Origin of the sequence: Pseudomonas sp. 58 R 12, assembly GCF_900005865.1 — a bacterium.
Taxonomy (GTDB): domain Bacteria; phylum Pseudomonadota; class Gammaproteobacteria; order Pseudomonadales; family Pseudomonadaceae; genus Aquipseudomonas; species Aquipseudomonas tritici.
The window spans coordinates 36,245-57,504 of sequence record NZ_CVTP01000001.1; the positions used below are offsets into that span (position 1 = coordinate 36,245).

At 59.3% G+C, this 21,260-nt stretch carries 18 protein-coding genes and 1 pseudogene; 2 read left to right on the plus strand and 17 right to left on the minus strand.

The genetic code is table 11. The features are described from left to right. Positions 1-4: 4 nt before the first annotated feature. The 16 genes and pseudogenes from BFP95_RS00145 to tssA all read right to left on the minus strand — a co-directional run bounded on the left by BFP95_RS00145 (position 5) and on the right by tssA (position 18,728). A complete protein-coding gene (locus tag BFP95_RS00145; protein ID WP_065908845.1) occupies positions 5-850 on the minus strand; it encodes a serine/threonine-protein kinase in 846 nt (281 codons plus the stop codon). Next, complete coding sequence (locus tag BFP95_RS00150) at positions 847-1,560, minus strand: PP2C family protein-serine/threonine phosphatase (protein ID WP_139113176.1); 714 nt, start codon at positions 1,558-1,560, stop codon at positions 847-849. Before BFP95_RS00150 ends, BFP95_RS00145 begins: the two co-directional genes overlap by 4 nt. Then, positions 1,557-4,919: a type VI secretion system membrane subunit TssM gene (gene tssM / locus BFP95_RS00155; RefSeq protein WP_065908848.1), complete on the minus strand. Its 3,363-nt coding sequence runs from the start codon at positions 4,917-4,919 to the stop codon at positions 1,557-1,559. The genes BFP95_RS00150 and tssM overlap by 4 nt, the downstream gene beginning before the upstream one ends. Before the next feature lie 15 nt (positions 4,920-4,934). Then, positions 4,935-5,798, minus strand: coding sequence for a type IVB secretion system protein IcmH/DotU (gene icmH / locus BFP95_RS00160; RefSeq protein WP_175405966.1), 864 nt, complete (start codon positions 5,796-5,798; stop codon positions 4,935-4,937). A 5-nt stretch (positions 5,799-5,803) separates the two neighbouring features. Next, positions 5,804-6,139, minus strand: a pseudogene (gene tssK, locus BFP95_RS00165) (type VI secretion system baseplate subunit TssK); the annotation flags it as partial. Positions 6,140-6,156: 17 nt separating this feature from the next. Then, a complete protein-coding gene (gene tssJ / locus BFP95_RS00170; RefSeq protein WP_065908850.1) occupies positions 6,157-6,642 on the minus strand; it encodes a type VI secretion system lipoprotein TssJ in 486 nt (161 codons plus the stop codon). Between the two features lie 5 nt (positions 6,643-6,647). Next, positions 6,648-7,820 carry a type VI secretion system-associated FHA domain protein TagH gene (gene tagH / locus BFP95_RS00175; protein ID WP_065908852.1) on the minus strand — a complete coding sequence of 391 codons (1,173 nt, stop codon included), beginning with the start codon at positions 7,818-7,820 and terminating at the stop codon, positions 6,648-6,650. An 18-nt stretch (positions 7,821-7,838) separates the two neighbouring features. Beyond that, positions 7,839-7,970 carry a type VI secretion protein gene (locus BFP95_RS00180; protein WP_065880694.1) on the minus strand — a complete coding sequence of 44 codons (132 nt, stop codon included), beginning with the start codon at positions 7,968-7,970 and terminating at the stop codon, positions 7,839-7,841. 42 nt (positions 7,971-8,012) lie between these two features. Beyond that, the gene (locus BFP95_RS00185) at positions 8,013-9,545 is read right to left on the minus strand and encodes a sigma-54 interaction domain-containing protein (protein ID WP_065880693.1); all 1,533 of its coding nucleotides are present in this window, start codon (positions 9,543-9,545) and stop codon (positions 8,013-8,015) included. Further along, the gene (locus BFP95_RS00190; RefSeq protein ID WP_065908855.1) at positions 9,542-11,974 is read right to left on the minus strand and encodes an AAA family ATPase; all 2,433 of its coding nucleotides are present in this window, start codon (positions 11,972-11,974) and stop codon (positions 9,542-9,544) included. The genes BFP95_RS00185 and BFP95_RS00190 overlap by 4 nt, the downstream gene beginning before the upstream one ends. A 12-nt stretch (positions 11,975-11,986) precedes the next feature. Then, complete coding sequence (tssG, locus tag BFP95_RS00195) at positions 11,987-12,994, minus strand: type VI secretion system baseplate subunit TssG (protein WP_065908857.1); 1,008 nt, start codon at positions 12,992-12,994, stop codon at positions 11,987-11,989. Beyond that, on the minus strand, positions 12,958-14,745 hold the full coding sequence (gene tssF, locus BFP95_RS00200) for a type VI secretion system baseplate subunit TssF (protein ID WP_065908860.1): 1,788 nt from the start codon (positions 14,743-14,745) through the stop codon (positions 12,958-12,960). The genes tssG and tssF overlap by 37 nt, the downstream gene beginning before the upstream one ends. Then, complete coding sequence (tssE, locus tag BFP95_RS00205) at positions 14,735-15,127, minus strand: type VI secretion system baseplate subunit TssE (protein WP_065880689.1); 393 nt, start codon at positions 15,125-15,127, stop codon at positions 14,735-14,737. The genes tssF and tssE overlap by 11 nt, the downstream gene beginning before the upstream one ends. Before the next feature lie 14 nt (positions 15,128-15,141). Beyond that, positions 15,142-16,617, minus strand: coding sequence for a type VI secretion system contractile sheath large subunit (gene tssC, locus BFP95_RS00210; protein ID WP_065908861.1), 1,476 nt, complete (start codon positions 16,615-16,617; stop codon positions 15,142-15,144). A 28-nt stretch (positions 16,618-16,645) separates the two neighbouring features. Further along, complete coding sequence (gene tssB / locus BFP95_RS00215; protein WP_065872017.1) at positions 16,646-17,143, minus strand: type VI secretion system contractile sheath small subunit; 498 nt, start codon at positions 17,141-17,143, stop codon at positions 16,646-16,648. Positions 17,144-17,174: 31 nt separating this feature from the next. After that, positions 17,175-18,728 (minus strand): type VI secretion system protein TssA, encoded by a 1,554-nt coding sequence (gene tssA / locus BFP95_RS00220; RefSeq protein WP_083224180.1) that lies wholly within the window; start codon positions 18,726-18,728, stop codon positions 17,175-17,177. Between the two features lie 477 nt (positions 18,729-19,205). On the opposite strand from tssA, the gene BFP95_RS00225 reads away from it, so the two are divergent. After that, the gene (locus BFP95_RS00225) at positions 19,206-19,721 is read left to right on the plus strand and encodes an Hcp family type VI secretion system effector (RefSeq protein WP_012724698.1); all 516 of its coding nucleotides are present in this window, start codon (positions 19,206-19,208) and stop codon (positions 19,719-19,721) included. A 52-nt stretch (positions 19,722-19,773) separates the two neighbouring features. Here BFP95_RS00225 and BFP95_RS00230 read toward each other — a convergent pair whose 3' ends face one another. After that, complete coding sequence (locus BFP95_RS00230; RefSeq protein ID WP_049712952.1) at positions 19,774-20,595, minus strand: aldo/keto reductase; 822 nt, start codon at positions 20,593-20,595, stop codon at positions 19,774-19,776. Between the two features lie 106 nt (positions 20,596-20,701). Between BFP95_RS00230 and BFP95_RS00235 the strand changes: the two genes are divergently transcribed. Continuing rightward, positions 20,702-21,196 (plus strand): DUF1543 domain-containing protein, encoded by a 495-nt coding sequence (locus tag BFP95_RS00235; RefSeq protein ID WP_065908864.1) that lies wholly within the window; start codon positions 20,702-20,704, stop codon positions 21,194-21,196. The last annotated feature ends 64 nt before the right edge of the window (positions 21,197-21,260 follow it).

Below are 21,260 nucleotides of genomic sequence, written 5' to 3' on the forward strand. Positions count from 1 at the left end.
CGCACTAGCTCAGGAACCAGCAACGACGCCGGCCCGCCAACGCATCGCGCAACTCGGCGACGCCTACCGTTCGCTGCTCGGGGTCCATCGCCAATGCTGAACACAACGAAGGCCAACAGTGCCTGGGCAGTTGCCTGGGCCGACGCAGTCGCTGATTCTGCTGGCGTTCGCCGGGGCGGCGGCCTTCGGCCAGTTCATAGAGCACGCAGGCAGCCCCGTACAAATCGGCACTGGCCGACGGCCCCCCTCCCGCTATCAGCTCAGGCGCCGCATACGCCGGCGTCCAGGCATTCAGGCGACTGCGGCTCAAGCTCGGCAACCCAGCTTTTGCCTGCGCCTCGGCATGGCCCAGGCCAAAATCGAACAAGCGTATCCCTTGCTCCCCCACCATGATATTCGCCGGTTTCACATCCCCATGCAGGACGCCTTGCCGATGGGTATAGGCCAGTGCATCCAGCAATTGCAGGGCCATGGGTTGCAGCTCCTGCCATGCCAGCCCCTGCGGACACTCCGGGAGCATGCGATCCAGGGTCAGGCCCGGCATCACTTCCATAGTGAAAAATGCCAGTTGGTGCGTGGTGTCTACCTCGAATGAAAATGCGCGTACCACATGGTCATGGCGCAGACTTCGGGTCAGGGCGAATTCGCTGTACAGCAACACATGAGCGTCGTCGGAGGCAGAAAGGGTCTCGCCCAACAGCTTCAGCGCCACACGGCAGTCGGGCTCGCCGAACGCCTCATGCATCAGGTCCCGGGCCCGATAGACCACGCCCATGCCCCCGGTACCCAGGATTCGTTCAAGCTGATAGCGCCCCGCCAGCAGGTTAGGCGGACCTGCCGCCGCGCTCATGACTGGACCACCACGGCGGTGAGGTCATCCCGCGCCGGCCCCCGCAATACGTCGCTGAATAGCTGCTCCACCACCTGCCGTGGCGTACCTGCACTCATGGCCCTCCCCAGTTCCCTGCAGCTGAGCCCTTGGTACAGACCATCGCTGCACAACAAAAACACATCTCCGGGATGGGTACGCAGTTCCAGTATCTCGAGGCTCAGTGGCTGCCGGGCTCCAACTGCACGGGTCAACGCCCTTGCGCCTGGATGAGCCTGGGCCATTTCTGGACTCAGTTGCTGCTTATCCATGAGGTGTTGCTGCAGGGAGTGGTCACGCGAGAGCTGGTACAGGCGCTGCCCACGCCAAAGGTAGCATCGACTGTCTCCTGCCCAGATACAGGCCGCACGGTCGTGTTCGAGTAACAGCACCACCACCGTACTGCCCATGATGCCCGCCACGCCATCGGCAGGTTGCAACTGACTGTCGAGGCCTCTCAGGCAGCGTTGCACAGCCCCGATCCGTTGATCGAAGCCGCCTTGGCCCGGCAGCGCAGCAAGGCTGCTGACCACCCATTGGCTGGCGACATTGCCTGCTTGATGGCCACCCATTCCATCGGCGACCGCCCAACAACCACCTTGCGGGCAATCCAGGAACGCGTCCTCATTGCGCGCACGGCGCTTGCCTTGCGCCGTGCGCCCGGCACTTCGCCAAGGGTGCGCCCTGCTCACAGTTGCTCCGGCAGGCGGAAGGTGCGCCATGTCGCCATCTGGAACGGGCTTGGGTTGCGTTGACTGGTGAGCAGGTAATTAGCACGCAGGCCGGCCAGGTCGGCTTTGAGTATCTGCGCATTCCTTCCACTGGCAGGCTCGCTTTGCATCAGGTCGAAAAACCGGAACAACGACCAGGCGCCACTGTCTTTTTCAATCCCAAGGGGCCGCTCCGCACCGCGCTCCAGCACCAGGCTGCTGCGACCGCTTTCTGCCTCGTTCGGCCAATGAAACGCCATCGGCACGATTGGGCCGTGACGGTACTCCAGCTGCTGGTCGCCCACTCGCAGCGTCGCCCGGCTGACGGCCTGGTCCAGGCTGTAGGGCGCCAGCGTAAAACGCACGGCCCAATCACCCTGGTCCTCAGTGAAAAACCCCTGGCGAATGGTCTGTGCCTTGGTCAGTTGGTCGAGGAGCGAGCGCGCCATCGGCAGGCTGCGGCCTTCCAGGGCCCGCATGCGATAACGGGAGCCCTCGACACTGACAAATGGCCGCAGGTAACCCTCATAAAAGCGCGCCATGGCGCCCCGTGGTTTGAAGAACTCCTGGAAATCGCTAAGGGCAACGTCGCTGCCGGCGTGAGCATCGAAGGGGTATCGGCGCTGGATAGCCTTCGCATAGAAACCATAGATCTCACTTTGATAACGCTGATTCACATACCCATACGCGCCATCAAGCAACTGGCCCCAGCTCTGGTCGGCCACCCCTTCGAACCAGCCCCTGAGCGGTTGCGGCAAGCGGACAGCCGCGTCACGCAGATTGCCCAACAGCGGCTGCTGCCCGTCCATGCGTTGCCTGGCCATTCTGAAAGCAGCCTGCTCCGGCGAACTCTCCCGGTTCAGTGTCGACAATTGCAGTTGCAGCTCATCGATCAAGCGTAAGGTCTGCGTCAACTCGGCCCCAGGGTTCTGCTCTTCATCAAGCAACTGATGCAAAGGCTCGAAGCGGCGCTGCAACGCACGCCGGGCAGGATCAGGCTGCGCCTGGCGCGATAACGTTCTGGTCAGCACGCTGGTGGCTGCCGCGCCCAACTCACCGACCTGCTGGTTTGCTGCATCAAGTCGGTCCAGGCTCGGCGATAAGCGTGTGTTTTCGCGAACCTGCTGCAACATTTGCACCAATGCCGACTGAGCGGAGGTCAGGCTTGCAAGCTGCTCCGCACCTTGTCTCAGACTAGAACTTTCCAACAGCCTGACCCGCCCCAGGGCGTCACTCCAGGCATCGGCGTATTCACTGAAATAGCGTTGCTCCAACGCCTGCATCAACCTGCGTAGATCCATCGCACTGAGGTCACTGCCTTCGCCAAGCACCCAGTTATCCTGAGCAATGGAATTAACCAACTGATGGCCCTGTTTCTCGAAGAACTGCAGGTATTTTTTGGTATAGAAACCCGGTATGGGGGGCTCGCCCCTGGAGAACGCCGGACCTTCGGCCAGGCGGTACGGTTCCAGGTTCCGCGCTTGTTCCCGCAGCGCCCGATAGACCACTTCAGCCAGCGACTCACCGCGCAATACCAAGCGAGCCTGAGCGATCAACTCATCATTCAAAGGCGCCAAAAACGGTTGTTCAAGGAGCCGCGTGAAGTGTTCACTCAAACGTTTATGCGTCGAAGCATCCCCCGACCACTGGCCTGCCATATGCTCTGCCAGCCACTCGGCATCACGCCGCTCCCGCAGATTGAGCATCAGGTAGGCGCGCAGGTTGTCCAGCAACCGCTCGCGGTCATGCAGGCTGCCTCGCACCTGCCCTTCGAGCAACATGGTCACATGGGTCAGCAGTTGCTGGCGCAAGGCTTCTTCGTAGGCGCCGACCACCATCGGACGAGTTATTTCTCCCTGATACAACCCTGCCCGATCAACCCATCGGACCTGCGCCAGCGGTGCAAATACTTTTGTTGCAGCCAGGCGACTGTCCAGCAACGCCAGCAACGCAAGGCCCTCGTCCGAACGGTATTGGCTGGAGGGCTGGGTTTTGCTCAACTCCGTCAGTTGCGTCAGCCGCTGATGGTTGAACGCGTAACTGTGCGCCCATAACGCCGCTGCCGTCCCGATGACCAGAGAGGCGGCCAGCGCCAGCAGCCCATGACGCCGACGTAGACGCTGCCGCTCAGAGGTATGCAAACCGGCGAGATTGGCCTCGGCAAAGATCACGCGATTGAACAGGCCCTGGACGAAGTGAGGGCGCACATCGCCGGTCTTCGCACAGGTCAGGTAGAACCCGCGCAGGCCGTTGATGCGCTGGAAGCGATGGGCGGAAAACGCAGTCTCGATAAACAGGCACAGGTGATCACCGAGGCGTGCGACCTGCCGGGGAAAGTCGAGCATCCGGCCTCGACGCTCCATGTTTCGCTCCTGATGCAAGCGCGGGATCAGCTCCGCACCCAGGCGTTGCAACAGGTTTTCGAACGATTCTTTCACCTGGGCGATGTCGATGCCGTCCGCACCTGCAACCAGGCCCCCACCCAAGACATCTTCTGCAGCGTCGCCCTGCTGCGCATCAAAGAACTCGACAAACCCCGCCAATCGATCGGCCTGGGTCAACACCAGGTACACCGGCACGTCCACATGCAGTGTCTGCTGGATGTCATGCAGGCGGGTACGCACATGACGTGCGTGGCGCTCCAAGTCGTGCTCATTGCTACTTAAAAGTGTATTGACTGATAACGTCACTATTACGCCATTGAGCGGCCGCGCCCTGCGCCAGGACTTGAGCAGACCCAGCAGTGTCGACCATCCCGCCGCATCGACTGAATGGTCTGGCTGGCCCAAGTACCGGCCAGCCGTCTCGACCATTACGGCTTCTTCGGCAAAATACCAGTCACAGTATGGGGTCATGCCTGGCGTCGCCGCTTCAGCTCGGTCGAGCGGAGATTGCAAGCCACTGGCAGCCAACAGGCAGGTCTTGCCACTGCCTTGCTCGCCAATCAACAGGTACCAGGGCAACGCATGACGCCAACGCTCGCTGCGTTCACCGTAGCGACGGGAGACTTTCAACGTCTGCAACGCCTCCTTGAAGCGCTCGCGCACGTGTCTTGTTTCGTTGTTGATCAATTCCTGCCGTTGATGACGCTCATGGTGCTCAGGCTGATTCAGTTGCGTGGTACGGCGCGCCCCCACCACGACCATTGCCAGCCCCCATAACAGCAGCAACACGCTGATGGTCAGTAGACGGGACGTCGAGCCTTGCCAGAATCGGTAGTCATCCACCGCCAGCAGAGGCCCGAAAAACCACACCAGCAGCGCACTGGAAAACACCAGCAACAAGCTCCATACCCAACTCTTGCGCAGTACCGTACCCACGCCCTTGAAGAATGCGTCCATTCATTGCTCCCTGCGTTAAGAGGACGTCTGAAACAGGCCTGACACCGAAGATTGAGAAGCTTGCAGCGTCGTGATGCGCGCCTGGCCCAGCACCCAGGCAAACCCTGAATACATCACGAGCAAAGCGGCCAGTACGCATATCGCGACCCACGTGGCGGAGACGATGCGTATCGGTGCCCGGGATGCCCTACCCGCCGCTGGCGACAGGGAAACCGGCAGCCGGTCACCTCGCACATGCCTGATCTGGCGGTAAACAGCATCGTGTAACGTTTCCAGTTGCGCCCTTCCACGCGCCATGACGCGGTATTTGCCTTCAAACCCCAACGCCATGCACAGGTACATAAGCTCCAGCATGGCCACATGCTTGACGGGGTCGCGGGACAAACGCTCCAACAACTGGAAAAACTTTTCGCCCCCGAAGGTTTCGTTGTGAAAACGGCTCAACAGGCTCCTCTTTGACCAGTCGCTGCGACTGCCCCACGGCGTGGTGACGACAGCCTCATCAATGACGCTGCACAGCACATAACGCGCCGACATCACCTGACTGTGCTCTGCCCCCAGCTGCAAGGCATGGGTCTCAAACGCGTTGACGCCCGCTGAAAGCTGGTCATTGAGCCCCTGCAGGCTGTCCCGACCGGAACTGACCTTGAGCTGGACAACCTGCGACAGAAGGTCCGAGGCCGCTGCCATCAGGATGTTGGAACCCATTTTGAAGTTCTGTGCCCCCTGCAGGTGGGCGGCATAAATCATTCGGTCTTCCAGTTGCTCGAAGCGGGGCGGCGATGGGAAGTCCGTAACTGGCCCCTGCGCCGGGCCGAGCCCGTCGCGGTCAAGCAGCACGGTTTTTTCGTCCTGCGGGTATTCACTGTCCATAGTCATGGTGTTCAGTTCCTGATAGCCCAGAAGTTGAGTTCCAGCTCGGCGAATTCGCCGCTGGCGTGGAAGGCAAAACCACCCGATTGCTCCAACTGCGCGATGTCACGGGGACTGAGTTCGAGCATGAAATAGGTCTTGCCGGCATGAAACGGGATCTGCCTCGGCGCCACCGGCAGCGGTGTGACCTTGATGCCGGCAAGGTGCAGGTTCACCAGCTCGCGGATACGCTCCACGGGACCGATCTTGAGATGCGCCGGTAGACGATGACGCAGCTCCTCCGTATCGCACTGGGCGGTGGCCGCCAGAATGAACGTCGCGGTGCCCAACAATTTGAGATCGCTTAACGTTATGGATCTGCATCTCAATCCTCCGCCCTGTCAATGTGAGGCGCTGCCATTTGGATACCCTTCTGGTCCAGCACGATTTCGGCACGGGTCAGTTGCCCCGGGCCCACGGGCAACACCAACCGCCATTGCACGTGAGGCAAGTCGCGATAGGCTGCCAGCACGCCGACATAACGGCTGTGCGGCTCAACGCTGAGCTTGAGCGTCATCTGTTCGCCGGGCCGCAATTCCAACTCCTCGCTGCTCACCCAATCTTTGGGCAGTGTCTGCTCGGCCCGGCTGTAGAGGCTGAAAAAATCGGCGTTTTCAAAGGCCACGGGGTGCCGCAGCTCAAGCAGTTGCACCACCACCGGTGACGGACGCCCGTGAAGGTCAGGATTGACCTCGTCGCTGGCCGTCAATGTCAGGTCCAGTTTGGTCAGGGTTGAAAACGGTGAGAGGCTGCTACAGCCGGCCACCAGGGCAAGCGCTAACAGCATTGATGTAACAGCGACTCGATACATGGACATCATCCTGGGTAACCGGCGTGCAAGGTAGAGACCAGGCGCACCTGCTCCTCGTAGGCCTTGGAAAAGTCATTACGCAGCAACTGCTCGCCCAAAGGTTCCTCGACAGTCAGCCGTCGATAGTGGCGCTGGTACGCTCGCCAATGGGCACCATCAGTAAGGAACCTGGGAGGCTTACCCTCACGTTCGAAGCACAGCAGCAGGTGCCCAGGTGCAAAGGCTGTCAATGCACCCCGTACGGCGGCCTGGCAAGCCACGACCAAGGCCAGTTGGTGAACTTGCAAGTCGCGGTACACCTGAGCGACTGCCTGCTCGGCGGAGAGGCGATTCGACTCATCAGCGCCCAGCAACAACGTCATGGCTGCGTGGCTGTCGGCACACGTTTTCAGTGGGTTATGGGTATTGAGCAGCGGGCCGGCCAACGCCGCATTGATCTCACTGTTAAGTTCGTCACGGGTTCGTAGGCTTTGCTGCAAGCCTTCGATGGTTTGCCTGAGCAGGCCCGCCGCCCTGATCGCCAGGGCTTCGCGACCCTGCGTATCAAGCGTGTCCACCTGCAGGCCCAACGCTTGCGCGAACTGCGACCAGAAAGTTTCCAGCGCGGCAGGTGCGGCTGTGATGGGTTCGGGAGATATCACCTCCCTGGTCGGCTCAGCCCACGTCGGTATGACCAAGTGATCGCGGTCCACAGTCCCCTGACATAGCGATTGGGCGGCTGTCGGCGTTGACGTGCGCAAAGCGTCCTGCTGTGCGGATGAATCGTCGTGAAGTTGATCGCGGTCCAGTGTTTCGAGAGGGTCAAGCCCCAGGTACGCATCGTCTGGAATCGCGTCATCACGAGCCAAAGCCTGCCGGTCACGTGCCATCAGGCGGGCGCGAATATCCAGCCTGCCCAACTGGTACACATCTCCATCACTGATCAGCCGGGCCTGGCCCTTGCAAAAACGCTCCACGCCTCCTGACACACCGATACCGTTGCTGCTGATATCGGTCAGGAAATAGCAACCTTCTCGATAACTGACCAAGCCGTGGTGGCTGGAAATCAAGCGACTGGCATCAGGGATGACCCAGTCACAACCTGTCCCACGGCCGATCACACCGCCGACACCATCAAACGTCTTGCGAGCAGGCGGCGCGCCGCTTGCGGTACTGCAGACTTCAAACACTAATTGCATAGCAGCGCTCCTTTCTGCTCACTGCCCACGACGGACCGACTGGGGATCACCCAGCGGACGGTAGTCGGCATCATCAAATACATAATTGGCGTTGCAGCCGCTCAGCAAACACAGCACAAGCACCAGGGCTTGCCACGGATGAAAAGGCATCAGGTATCTCCCATGAAAGTAAGGTGCCTACACGCTCCCAAATCAGCACTCCTCACGAACATCGCCAACGGGGATCTTCAGGCGCGCCAGCCGGTAGAGCAGCGTGCGCCGTGCGACGCCCAACTCACGCGCAGTACGGGTGCGATTGCCACGGTTCTTGTGCAAGCAATCGATCAGGAATACCCGCTCTACCCGCTCCAGGCGTTGGCGCAACGTTGCGTCAATGGGCTCATTGGTGGGTGACACAGACAAGGACAGGTGCGCCGGCAGGATCACACCGTCATCACAGAGCAGTACCGCACGCTCCACCAGGCATTTGAGTTCACGGACATTGCCGGGGAAGGTGTGACTCGACAGTTGATCCAGGGCTGCGTTGGACCACGCCACCGGTTCGCGTCCAAGCGCAGCAGAGGCCTTTAGCGCGAATTCCCGCGCCAGCAGCAACACATCGCCGTCGCGCTCGCGCAGGGGCGGCAGCTCGATGGGAAACTGTGCCAGCCGGTAATAAAGGTCTTCCCGGAAACTGCCTTGGGCCACCATCGCGCCAAGGTCACGGTGAGTCGCGGCGATAATGCGCACATCAACCTTGTGTGCCGCACTCGCGCCCAAGGGGCGGACTTCACCTTCCTGCAACACCCGCAACAATTTGGCCTGCAGCGACAGCGGCATATCGCCGATTTCGTCCAGTAGCAGCGTGCCACCGTGCGCCGTGTCAAACAGCCCGGCATGGTTGCGCTCAGCCCCTGTGAACGCGCCTTTGCGATAGCCGAACAGTTCACTTTCCAGCAGCCCTTCGGGAAACGCTGCGCAATTCTGCACCACGAAAGCTTTGCCGCTGCGCGGCCCCGCAGAGTGGATCGCTCGCGCCACCACCTCCTTACCGGTGCCCGTCTCGCCGCGCAGCAATACGGTGTAGGGGGTATCCAGAACCTTACCGATCAGGCGATACGTCTCATCCATGGCCGTGCTGCTGCCGATCAAACCAAATGCCGTACGTGAGGGAAGCGTGCAGCCACTTGACCGGATGAGGCTCTCTGAGGAGCGCCTACGCCGCAACAAAGCCAGTTGCATCAAGGCAAAACTGCCCAGTTGGCCCAGGGCGGTGATGCAGTCGTGCAAATTTTTCCGGCACGGGCTGGCACACAGCAGCACGCCGTTGATGGCCTTGCCTCGGTTGAACAACGGCACGCATGACAGGGCCCGCCAAGGTGTCGCCATCGCAGGCAGGAACCCGCATTCGTAAACGCTGCCTTCGAGGTCTTCCAGGCTCAAGGCGGTTTGATGGCTAAGCACATAGTGCAACACCTGCTCATGCTGGAAGTCCTTCGTGCAGACCAGATCACCATGGCCAAGCACGCCGGGTAAATGCTGGGCGATCAGTTCAAGTCGGCCAGTGGATTCATCTCGCCAATACAATTGACTGAGTTCACACTGGCTCAGTTGCGCCACCGCCGTCACGCACAGGCCGGGCAAAGTGGCTTCGTCGCCATCAATTCCGAGGCGAATGAACCAGCCAAGCAGCACATCGGCGTGGGCCAGGGGATGGGGTATCTGGGTGGACCGGTTGTCCCTCATTGGCTGAACTCACAGACTGGATAGCCGCTACCCGCAAGGTATGCATGCACATGGTCCAGGGATTCGCCCTGAGCCATGGCCGCCAGCAGCCGATCCACCACCTGCGGCAATAAATGGAGTTCGATCCATTGGTCAATGTAACGAGCGCCGCTGTCGCCGTGGATACACTGCTCGGCCATGTGCGCAACCAACTCTGGCGTATAGCTGAATGCCAGCTTGCGCAGTTGCAACCGTTGCCCCAGTCGTTCCAGCTTGAGCCTTGCCAAGTCATACAGAATTTCACCCGTGACTGGGTAATACGGCACCACGCGCATCCGGGCCAGCAACGCAGGCTTGAAATGGTCGCGCAGCAGCGGATGGATCGCCTCTTGCAGCACTTGCACGCCAGGTCGTTGACCACCTGCGCACAGTTCACCGATGCGCTCGCTGCCCAGGTTGGAAGTCATTAGGATCAATGTGTTGCGGAAGTCGATTTCCCGGCCTTCCCCGTCATTGGCCAGGCCCTTGTCAAAAATCTGATAGAACAGGTTCAACACTTCCGGATCGGCCTTCTCGACCTCATCGAGCAGCACCACCGAATACGGGCGTTGGCGCACGGCTTCGGTCAGCACTCCGCCCTCGCCAAAACCAACATAACCGGGTGGCGCGCCAATCAACCGAGACAGCGAGTGTTTTTCCTGGAATTCCGACATGTTGAGGGTGGTGACAAAACGCTCACCGCCATACAGCAGATCGCCGAGGGCGAGCGCAGTCTCGGTCTTGCCCACGCCACTTGGGCCGACCAGCAGGAATACACCGACCGGCGCGTCGGCTTTATTGAGCCCTGTGGCAACGGCGCGCAGATTGCGATCCAAGGCCTGCACCGCGTGTTCCTGACCGAGGATGCGCGAACGCAGCGCATCGGCAAAGCCCAGGACCCGCGCACTGTGCTCAAGTGCCAGTTGCTCAACCGGGATACCGGTCCAGGCGCTGATGACCTCAGCCACCAGGCGCGGGCACACCTGCTGCGCCAGTATTTGCTGTTCCTGCCAACGTTGTTCCAGATGCTGCCGCTCGCACTCCACGGCTTCCGTGCGCAGGCTGAGCGCGCGCAAGACTTGCTCATCGACGGGATGCCCTTCGTCCCTGTCTCGGCTCAAAGCCTGGAGCTGCCGCGCGTCCTCTGCTTGCTCCGCGTACAGGCGTTGCAACGCGAGCGGCGCTGTTTCCCGGCTGATCCTCAAGCGGGCGCAGGCGGTGTCCAGCACATCTACCGCTTTGTCGGGTAACTGGCGCCCGGCCAGGTAACGGGCACTCATTTTCGCCGCCGCCACAACCGCGTCGTCCCGCACATAAACACCATGGCTGCGCTCATATACCGACACCAGCCCGCGCAGGATCGAAATCGCCTGCTCGACACTGGGTTCGCCAACCCGTACAGGCTGGAAACGCCGCGCCAATGCTGGATCTTTTTCGAAGTATTTCTTGTATTCCGACCAAGTAGTGGCGGCGATGGTACGCAGCTCGCCACGCGCAAGGGCCGGCTTGAGCAGATTGGCGGCATCCGACGCACCCGCCTGGGCACCAGCGCCTACCAACGTATGCGCCTCATCGATAAACAGAATCACGGGCTTTGCCGAGGAATTGACCTCGTCGATCACGCCCTTGAGACGCCGTTCGAACTCCCCCTTGATACTTGCACCGGCCTGCAGCAGGCCCATGTCCAGAGTCAACACCCTCACATCCTGCAGAGGCTCCGGCACCTGGGCGCTCGCAACGCGCAGCGCGAGGCCTTCGACAACGGCCGTCTTGCCTACCCCGGCTTCGCCGACAAGTATTGGATTGTTCTTGCGCCGGCGCATCAGTATGTCGATCAACTGGCCGATCTCGGCATCGCGACACAACACCGGATCGATACGCCCTTCATGGGCCTGGCGTGTCAGGTCGTGGGTGAAGCGTTCCAGCAATGATTCATCCTGCCGCGCAGGATGAATTTCAGGCGCCTGACTCGACACGAAGCCATGTACACGCTGCGCATCCAACCGGCCTAGTAAGCGCTGATAGCCACTTCCTGCGTGGTTTAGCGGGTGACGCAACAGTGCCAGCAACAGGGCGGCGTGATCGACCTCATTCTGTCTCAGCTCGAGATGGGCAACCATCAGGGCCTGTTGGAGCCACTGCACAAGCGCCTGGGCAAACACTGGATTGCGCGAGGCACTCGACTCACCCTTGGGCTGCAGTGTGGCTTGCAGCTCGCCAACTTCGATGCCCGCATCCGCCAATGCCCGTACAAGAAGGCCGTCGTGATGCTCCAGCAGCGTCAACAGCAGGTCTTCCACCAGCACTTCCCTGCCGCCGCGCATTACGCAGCGTTCAGCAGCGCGCTCCAAATCTCGGCGGGTCCGGGTAGTCAACGTCTGGATAAGTTGTTGCAGATCCACATTCATCATAATGATTCGTCCCTAATGAGCGTTGCTCGGCACCAGAACCACACCGTCGGCGCACTCATGTGCCAGCCAGCTGGTCCAGCCGAGTCGACAAACGTTGTGTTCGCCAATGTGCAACGGCCTGATTTCTTCCTTGGCCAGTACGAGGCGCAGGTCATACGCCAAAGGATCCCGCGTCGTCAGCCGCACCAACGCACACAGCAGCGGGTAGTCCTTGCCAGTGGGTAAAAACCCATGGAATGGGTGCCAGCCCAGGCCCTGCAGATGCACCCTGAACTTGCCACTACCGTCGGCGACACGGCTTCCCAGCACCTGGTCATGGCCGAGCACGCTGTTCGCAACACCCAGCTGGTTTTTCTGCGACTCAGCCGTCACTACCGTGCGCAAGACCCATTGTTCGATGAACAAACGGCGGTGCTTGAAGTAGTAGCGCAGCACCGTCTCGATCATGGCTGCCGAATGTGCCCGCAGGCTAAGCAATCCCAGGTAGGGCAGCAGCCGCTTGCAGTCCAATTGCGCCGCATTGCGAATCTGCTGCCCTCTCAACCCGATCAACGCAAACATCTGCTCGGAAAAGGCATCGCACGCGCCCGCCTGGAAACACGCCCGATAACGGTATTTGCGCCAGATCGGCAGCATCAGTCGTTGCAAGCGGTGGTGAAACACGTCCAGGAAGTCTCGCGTAGTGTCGCCCCCTACTCCGTCGGCACAGGCCTGCTCGCCGTAAAACGCAGGCAATGGCGATCCCGCACCGCACAAGCCCAACACGTTCAGGCGAAGACGCGCACGTAACTGTTCGTGCTCGATAAAAAACTCCACTTGGTCAATATCGTGACCAGGAAAACCAAGACCTGGGTTGGCCTGAAAGTCCAACAGGTCATACAGCGCGTCGTCGTCCAATAACGGATGAGCATCGCGCAGACGCTCGATCACCTGCAAAACCGCCTGGAACAGCGAATATTCGCGAATGACCCGGGACAGTTGCGTCAAAGCAGGGGCTGCTGCCCCATCCTTGGTGACCATAGGTACACGTCTCCTTGTGTGCTGATGACTCTTAATTCGTGATAGGCATTGAGGCTGGCGTAGAGCGCGAAGAATTCGTTGAGCACCGAAGCGAACACGAATACCTCGCCCTGCCCCAAAAAGCCTTGGGGGTCGATGGTCAGATCGATTCGTACGCCGCGAAACGGCAAGCCACGCTGCAATCGGTCGACAGCTGTATGGCTGACGGATCGCATCGCACCCAACCTTCTGTCACTGACCTTCTGTGCCTGCCGGTCGTGATAGCGAGGAAAGTCGTAGGTTTGAAGGATCATCTTCAAGGCATTGATGTCGCTCAATGACAGGTAGTTGAGCGACATGTTGCTGATAAGCCGCCACAGAAAATCCTGGTCCAGGGGCGGAGAAAAACTGGCTGTCGGTGCGCAGATATTGCGGAATGACAACCCCTCAGGCGTCTGCTCGCAAGGCTGATTGATATCGCCTACCTGCAACAGCCGAGGCAGGTTTTGATTGGTGCAGGTCAATTCGATCGACAGCGTCTGTGGCTCCACTGCCAGTCCGTTACCAAAGCTAAGCCAGGTATCGAGCCCCGCATGCTGCGCCGACGTCCGTTGGCGAATGCTGTAACTCGGTGCGCCTTGCGAAAGGTCAGTGTCGCCATCATGCTCGAAGGATTCGAAGGGTACGTAGGCCTGATATCCGAGCCCCCCAGGCTGCCAACCGGTGACACTGTCTACGGAAAACACGCCAGCGTTCTCTCGTGAATACTCGCCGGGAATCAGCAGGTATTCGTCTTGTTTGCCATCCAGGCGAATCGGTACGGCGTCATGCGTGAACAAGTTGACGATGGGCGTGCAGTACAGCTTCACGTTATCCAGGGTAGGCACCTGGGACTCACGCGATGGATTGCGCAATTCGAAGCGCAACACCACCCCGTACACTTGCTTGAGTAATTCACCGGGCAAACTGCGCAGTACCTCCAGGCCACCCACATCGACAAACAGGTACTTGTCGGGAAAGGCAAAGTACTCCTGCAGATGGCGATACCCGCGAAAAGTGTTCGACGGATACGGAATCAACGCCTGCTCCTCACTGAACCCCACGGGTTGTACCCGGTCGGCGCTCAATCGCAGCGATATCGCCTGCCCATCACCTCCCTCGAGCGGCTGGCCATCGCGGCCCAAAGGCAGTAGCTCGATACCGCCAAGATGACGCAACAGGCTCAGGTATAGCTCCTGGCTGATGTAGCGATCTCCCGTCAGATGCAGGCGCAAATGATCGAAGGTCGATTCACTGAAATTCCCTTCGTCGCTCACGTCCAGGCGTAGGCTCAAAATCGCACACGCTGCTTGGCAGCTGTACTCCAGCGCGCTCAGTCGCAGCGGTAGAACCTGCGTGGCGTAACAGGTACGAAAACGGCATCGCTCGTTGTTGACTGGGGCGCTTTCGACCGGTGTATCCCGCGCGACCCACACACCAGGGCCGGAATGTTTCAAGGGGTCGAACTGCAGGATGCTGAAGGCGGGCATCGGTCGCATGTAGTTCGGCCAAAGCAAATGCATCAGCGAATGCGTCAGCTCTGGAAGCTCGTCATCCAGTTTCTGCCGCAGGCGACCCGTAAGAAACGCAAAGCCCTCCAGCAAGCGCTCTACATCCGGGTCCTGGCCTGACTCCGCGAGAAAGGGAGCAAGCGCCGGATTGCGTTCGGAGAACCGCCGTCCAAGCTGCCGCAACGCACTGAGCTCGCTTTGGTAATAACGGTTAAACGACATCCGGCATGACCTCTACACGACCGGTGTCACATAGCCGCGCGGTGAACACCACGGGCTGGCGGATGCCCTTGACCATCAGCGTGGCTTCGATAGCGAACGCCAGGGCCAATGGGTCATGATCCCGTGGCAGTGTTGTGACCCGCACATGCTTCAAGCGCGGCTCGTAGGCTCGGATAAATCGCTCGATCAACAGACGCGACTGACTCAATGATTCATGCAGGCTCTGATTCATATCATTGAGGTCGGGCAAACCGTAGTCCGGCAGCGTCTGTACGCTGCCTGCACGGATACTGAGCATTTTCCCGAGATGGATGGCGACGGATGTCACTCCACATGCGGGGGCAGCCGCGAGGCGCTCGAAAAGATTTTGGTGGTGGGGCATTCCCTGGCCTCTGCTCATTCTTTGTCGAGCTTGCCAACCTGGGACAGCGTGAAGTCTGCCCCCATGTACTTGAAGTGCGGCCGTACACTCAGGTTGACGCGATACCAGCCGGGCTCGCCGTCGACGTCACTGACAACAATGCGCGCTGCGCGCAAGGGGCGCCGCCCACGCACCTCGGCGCTGGGGTTTTCCTGGTCGGCCACGTACTGGCGAATCCATTTATTGAGTTCCAGTTCAAGGTCGGTGCGTTCCTTCCACGCCCCCAGTTGCTCGCGCTGAAGGACCTTGAGGTAGTGGGCCAGGCGATTGACCACCATCATGTAAGGCAACTGGGTACCCAAGCGGTAATTCAGCTCGGCCTCCTTGCCTTCGGGACTGAGGCCAAAATATTTCGGCTTTTGTACCGAGCTGGCGGAGAAAAACGCGGCATTGTCGCTTCCCTTGCGCATTGTCAAGGCAATGAAGCCCTCTTGCGCCAGTTCGTATTCACGACGGTCGGACACCAGTACTTCAGTCGGAATCTTGGTTTCGATTTCGCCCATGCTGTGGAAGTGATGCAAAGGCAAGTCTTCCACTGCCCCACCGCTTTGCGGGCCGATGATGTTCGGGCACCAGCGAAACCGCGCGAAACTGTCAGTCAGGCGCGTGGCAAAGGCGTAGGCAGTATTGCCCCACAGGTAGTGCTCATGGCTGTTGACCACGTTTTCATGGTAGGCGAAGGTCTTGACTGGACATTCAAGGGGATCGTAGGGCGTACGAAGCAGGAATCGCGGTACCGTCAACCCGACATAACGCGCGTCTTCGCTTTGGCGGAAGCTTTGCCATTTGGCAAATTGCGGGCCTTCGAAATGGTCTTTCAGATCCTTGAGGTCCGGTAAACCGGTGAAACTTTCCAATCCGAAGAACGCCGGCCCGGCGGCAGCGATAAAAGGCGCATGGGCCATGCAAGCCACACTGGATGCGTACTGCATCAGCTTCACATCGGGCGCGCTGGGTGACAGGAAGTAGTTGGCGATAATCGCACCCACAGGCTGGCCACCAAACTGACCGTATTCAGCACTGTAGATATGTTTGTACAACCCGGACTGAGTCACTTCCGGTGAGTCTTCGAAGTCTTCCAGCAGGTCTTGACGGGAGACGTTCAGCAGCTCGATCTTGATGTTCTCGCGAAAGTTGGTGCGGTCGACCAGCAATTGCAGCCCCTTCCAGGAGGCTTCCAGCGCCTGGAAGTCCGGGTGGTGCAAAATTTCGTCCATTTGCAGGCTGAGCTTTGTGTCGATCTCGGCAATCATGCGGTCGACCAAGCGTTTCTTGACGGGCTCGCCACGGTTTTGCGGCTTGATCAACTCTTCGATAAACGCTGAGACGCCACGTTTGGCAATGCCATACGCCTCGTCGTCCGCACTCAGTAGTGTCTGCGCAACTATGTTGTCGAGGATGCTGTACTGGTCAGCGGTTGGTGCAGGTAGCGGGTGCTGTTGTGTAGTCATGTGGTCAGTGTCCTTTTACTGAAAAATGTCAGGTGTCGGGGGTGTCCAGCCCCAGCTCCGCCAATACCCGGGTGCGGGACTCGTCATCGGCCAGGGCCTGTTCGATAGCCTTGCGAAAGCTCGGGGTGTTGCCCAATGGTCCTTTCAGCGCCATAAGTGCCTCGCGCAACGCCATCAGCTTGTGCAGCTCGGGAACCTGTTCAACCAGGTTCGCGGGATTGAAATCCTTCATGGAATTAATGCGGACCTGAATGGCCAGTTCCTCAACGTCTGCCTCCTCCTGCAGGCGGTTGGGCACGTTGAGCGTCAAGCTCAACGCCTGTTTGGCCAACACGTCATCCAAGGTGTTCTTGTCGATCGCGATAGGCTTGCGATCTTCGAGCTTGCGCACATCCTCACGCTGGGTGAAATCGCCCAGCACCAACAATTTCAATGGCAGTTCGACGTCTTCCTGCGCGCCGCCGATGGCGGGTTTGAACGTGATATTGATACGTTCCTTGGGGGCTACCGAACCTTCTTTGGCCATGGTGTATCTCCTTTTTAAGTGGCTCGAAAGCCTATTCAAGTACCGCTTCCAGATCGAAGAGGCACAGCCTGCGGTGGGTGTCTTCCTTGCGTTCGCGCACGGCGTGGTTTTGTGGCAGCAGATCGCAGCAGCGATACAAAAGCTGGGTGACTTGAAGGGCCAGCTCCGGCTCCCAGCGTTCCAGGCCCGTACGTTGCAATTCGTGGTCGAGGTGTTCGAGCTGGATCTTCGCCAGCTCATGTTTGCCGGCCTGTACACACAGGCGCGCCTGGGCCAGCCGCCAATAAAAACGCGCGCGATCACTGCGAGCGGCGTGCATGCCTTGCTTGAGTTCATGGATGGCGGCCTTGAGCCCGTCCTTTAGCAGCCGGGGCGCCACGCCTTGCAAGGCGATCTCCCAGGGCTCGGCTTCAGCATCAACCACCGCTGCAGGTGATTCGGGCATTTGTAGATGACGCGCAACCTGCAGCGTGATCCAGTCGCGCGTGACGGCATCGGCAAAAGGGGCGCCGTCGTGAAAGCGAAAGGCCGGCAGCTCAGGCAAGCGTTGCAACAACAGAGCGAAGGTCACTTCCAGTTCGGTCATGGCCTGTTCGGCCTGCAAGGCCTCCAGGCATTGCCAGAGCATGCGCAACCCATCGAACCAGAACATCGCACCGCAGAGACTGACGTCGAGTTCAAGCACCAGGTCGGCGTGATGGCCTTGGGCAAAACGTTCGTGGTAACGCTTGAGCTTGTCGGGGGCTGGCCCGCGCAAGGCGGTGACCCGCTCATTATCGGCATCCGGGTAGCTGGCGAGTGCCAGCCATGTCAATGTTCGATTCAGGCGCAGCGCGCGCAGGTCAGTAGCGTTCTGGCGCAACCACCAGGCACACAGGGAACGGGCTTGTTCCTGCAACGTACGCAGCAACTTGCTGGCGTCTTTTTCGTTGTCCACCACCGCTTCGGGTTTGAGCAATTGGCTGGTCGCCTGCTTGACCTGCGCAATGACGCCATTCAACCCCACCGCCGGGGCGTCGCCCTGCGCAGCCCGCTCCAATCGCTGGGCCAATTGCCTGCGTATCGGCAGCAGCAACGGCGCGTCATCGCCCAAGTGCTTGGTCCACAGCTCATCGAGGCATATCAGGTGCTCAAGCACGGCACGGAATAGAGGCTGCTGGTTCTGCAGCGGCGGGCCCTGCATAAACAGGGGCTCAAGGCGCAACACCAACCATCCGAATGCCGCGCCACGGGTGCGCGGTTTTTCAGGGTAGACCGCCGACCAATGATGCTCGCAGAGATAACGCAGCAACCCGAGCCCGGCCAGTAAGCCTGGGAAGGATTCACGCTGGTGCAGCGCCCAGGTCAGCCAGACGGCCACCTTCAGATCCTTGGACTGCTGGCGTAACAGGATCTCGCTGGTTTCCAGGACCTTATGCCAATCGGGCTGGCCGTTGCCATGAATCGACTGCACCTTGGCCAGCTCTGATTCCAAGACTTCATACTCACTTGAAAAGCGCATATCGCTGCCCGCAAAACGTGTTTGCGTACACGGCGAACGTGCAACTTCAAGCCAATAATCACAAAGCTCGTCCGAATAAGACATTTGGCACCGCGCGCAACTAACCGAGACAAAAAGGCCAACTAATCACATTTAAAACTGCACATCAGAAAGCCATCTGTACTTTGCAGAAACCCCTGCAAAGCTCCCAAACCTTAGCCACGCCTATAACATTCAGCAAGCGACGGAATTACACTTAATCCTTTTCCTACAAAAATCCTAAATCGACGAATGCGCAGCTTTTTGCGCACTTAAACAACTGTAGATGCTCGACCTCTTCGAAAACTGTAAGTTTTACCAAGCGATCTATCTGAGCAACTAAATGCGCACCGCTGCGCAATCAAATACCGTCCAAAGCAATTAAAACTCGCCTATCTCATAGAAATTCCATGCACATATAACGCTGCCCCCCTAATTTTATTGGGCGACGTACTTTCAGGCACGCTTCTTGTTATAGGTATTTGCCCAGCCGGCACATTTATCGGTTGGGACTACCTCATTAATCAGGCAAGGAAACCCGTCATGCCAACACCCGCGTATCTCTCCATCACCGGTGTCAAACAAGGTTTGATTACGGCAGGCACGTTTACCCAGGACTCGGTAGGTAACATTTATCAGGAAGGCCATGAGGACCAGATCCTGGTCCAGGCCTTTGCTCATCAGGTGATCATTCCCCGCGATCCGCAGTCGGGCCAGCCAACGGGCCAGAGGGTCCATAAGCCCTTGATGATCAGCAAGGTCTTCGATAAGTCTTCGCCATTGCTGTTCAGCGCATTGACCAGCGGCGAAGAGGTCAAGTGTCGGCTGGAATGGTTGCGCACCTCGTCGGCCGGCACCCAGGAACACTACTTCACCATTGAGTTGGAGGGGGCGACCATCGTTGACATCCAGTCACGCATGCCCAATTGCCAGGACCCGGACAACGCCCATTTCACGCACCTGGAAGATGTGTACTTCACGTATCGCAAGATCGTGTGGACCCATGAAGTGTCCGGGACATCGGGGTCTGATGACTGGCGCAGCCCGGTTGCGGGCTAGGGAGAATTGATACAGGAACGGCGCCAAGGAAGACGCCGTTCCTGCCAGTTGGCTAAACCATCGCCAACGGGTGCTTGCGCTTGGGCGCGCCAAACACGCGATCGATAGCGTCCAGGTCGTGCTCATCCAGTACCAGCTTGGCGGCCGCTGCGTTGAGTCGCACGTGCTCGGGGGTGACGGCCTTGGGTATCGCGATAACACCGTCCTGGCGCAACACCCAGGCCAGGGAAACCTGGGCGGGCGTAACCTCGTGGCGCCGCGCTATCTGCTTGAGGGTCGGGCTGGCCAACAGCTCGCCACCCTGGGCGATCGGGCAGTACGCCATCAAGGGCAAGTGATGCTGTTGCCACCAGGGCAGCAGGTCGAATTCGATACCACGCTCCTCGATGTTGTAGAGCACTTGGTTGGTGGCGCAGGCTGGAGATGCGAGCTCCTGCAGGTCGGCCACGTCGAAATTGGAGACGCCCCAGCGGCCAATCTTGCCGGCTTCGCGCAAGCGCTCAAAGGCGTCGACGGTTTCTTCAAGAGGATATTGGCCGCGCCAGTGCAACAGATATAGATCAATGTAGTCCGTGCCCAGGCGTTGGAGGCTGGCTTCACAGGCACGGGGAACGCCTTTGTGACTGGCGTTGTGCGGGTAGACCTTGCTCACCAGGAACACCTGGTCACGCCGACCGCGAATGGCTTCGCCGACGACTGTTTCAGCACCACCCTCGCCATACATTTCGGCGGTATCGATCAGGGTCATGCCCTCATCAATGCCCAGTTGCAACGCCGCGACTTCGGCGCGGTGCTGGTCGGGGTTTTCGCCCATGCGCCAGGTTCCCTGGCCGATGACAGGGACGGGAACGCCCGCCAGATCAATGGTACGCATGACAACCTCCTGATAAGTTCGCGGATTAACAGTGTGGCATTGACCGGACAAAAGGGTTCAATCGAAGTATGGTTAGCCTTTGCCAAGTCGCCAGGAAGAACCTGCAATGCTGTTTGTCGTCATGCTCGGGGGTAAGCACCCACGCGCAAAGATTGAAGTGCACGATGTGGTATTCGCTGTGGCGGACACGCTGGAAGCGGCCTACCCGCAATTACGCGCTGACTGGTTCGGCAGCCCCAAGGGCGTGCATATCGATTCGTGGATGGCAGTGGACGGCGTCGACGGCTGGAAAGTCGAGATAAGCCACTTGGCACCGGCTGCCGGCGCGCAGCACCTGTACTTCATCAACCTGGGTGGGTATGAAGCCAACAGTTTTGGCGAGGCTCACCACTACCTGCTGGTGGTCGCACGCAACAAGCAGGACGCGATGAGCAAAGGCAAGCAACAGATGCTGCGTCACTGGTCCCAGGCCCATACTGACGCCGTGATGGATATAGACGACTGCCTCCCCATCGACCTGGTGGACGGCCGTTACCTGCACTTGGTGCAAGGCCCGCATCGGCCCATCATCCAGCAAAACGACTATATCGTCCTGCCTTGAACGCTTATGAGCGCTAAGCCGAAGCAGCTAGACAATGGATAGATGCTTACTCAGGTTTAGCGCA

What these genes read in the sequence shown, in the direction of transcription:
- tssE (WP_065880689.1), bottom strand. Translation starts at nt 15,127, where the DNA reads ATGCCCCACCACCAAAATCTTTTCGAGCGCCTCGCGGCTGCCCCCGCA.
- tssA (WP_083224180.1), bottom strand. Translation starts at nt 18,728, where the DNA reads ATGTCTTATTCGGACGAGCTTTGTGATTATTGGCTTGAAGTTGCACGT.
- BFP95_RS00225 (WP_012724698.1), top strand. Translation starts at nt 19,206, where the DNA reads ATGCCAACACCCGCGTATCTCTCCATCACCGGTGTCAAACAAGGTTTG.
- BFP95_RS00230 (WP_049712952.1), bottom strand. Translation starts at nt 20,595, where the DNA reads ATGCGTACCATTGATCTGGCGGGCGTTCCCGTCCCTGTCATCGGCCAG.
- BFP95_RS00180 (WP_065880694.1), bottom strand. Translation starts at nt 7,970, where the DNA reads ATGCCTTTTCATCCGTGGCAAGCCCTGGTGCTTGTGCTGTGTTTGCTG.
- tssG (WP_065908857.1), bottom strand. Translation starts at nt 12,994, where the DNA reads ATGGTCACCAAGGATGGGGCAGCAGCCCCTGCTTTGACGCAACTGTCC.
- icmH (WP_175405966.1), bottom strand. Translation starts at nt 5,798, where the DNA reads ATGACTATGGACAGTGAATACCCGCAGGACGAAAAAACCGTGCTGCTT.
- tagH (WP_065908852.1), bottom strand. Translation starts at nt 7,820, where the DNA reads ATGCAATTAGTGTTTGAAGTCTGCAGTACCGCAAGCGGCGCGCCGCCT.
- tssC (WP_065908861.1), bottom strand. Translation starts at nt 16,617, where the DNA reads ATGACTACACAACAGCACCCGCTACCTGCACCAACCGCTGACCAGTAC.
- tssB (WP_065872017.1), bottom strand. Translation starts at nt 17,143, where the DNA reads ATGGCCAAAGAAGGTTCGGTAGCCCCCAAGGAACGTATCAATATCACG.
- BFP95_RS00145 (WP_065908845.1), bottom strand. Translation starts at nt 850, where the DNA reads ATGAGCGCGGCGGCAGGTCCGCCTAACCTGCTGGCGGGGCGCTATCAG.
- tssM (WP_065908848.1), bottom strand. Translation starts at nt 4,919, where the DNA reads ATGGACGCATTCTTCAAGGGCGTGGGTACGGTACTGCGCAAGAGTTGG.
- tssF (WP_065908860.1), bottom strand. Translation starts at nt 14,745, where the DNA reads ATGTCGTTTAACCGTTATTACCAAAGCGAGCTCAGTGCGTTGCGGCAG.
- tssJ (WP_065908850.1), bottom strand. Translation starts at nt 6,642, where the DNA reads ATGTATCGAGTCGCTGTTACATCAATGCTGTTAGCGCTTGCCCTGGTG.
- BFP95_RS00235 (WP_065908864.1), top strand. Translation starts at nt 20,702, where the DNA reads ATGCTGTTTGTCGTCATGCTCGGGGGTAAGCACCCACGCGCAAAGATT.
- BFP95_RS00190 (WP_065908855.1), bottom strand. Translation starts at nt 11,974, where the DNA reads ATGATGAATGTGGATCTGCAACAACTTATCCAGACGTTGACTACCCGG.
- BFP95_RS00185 (WP_065880693.1), bottom strand. Translation starts at nt 9,545, where the DNA reads ATGAGGGACAACCGGTCCACCCAGATACCCCATCCCCTGGCCCACGCC.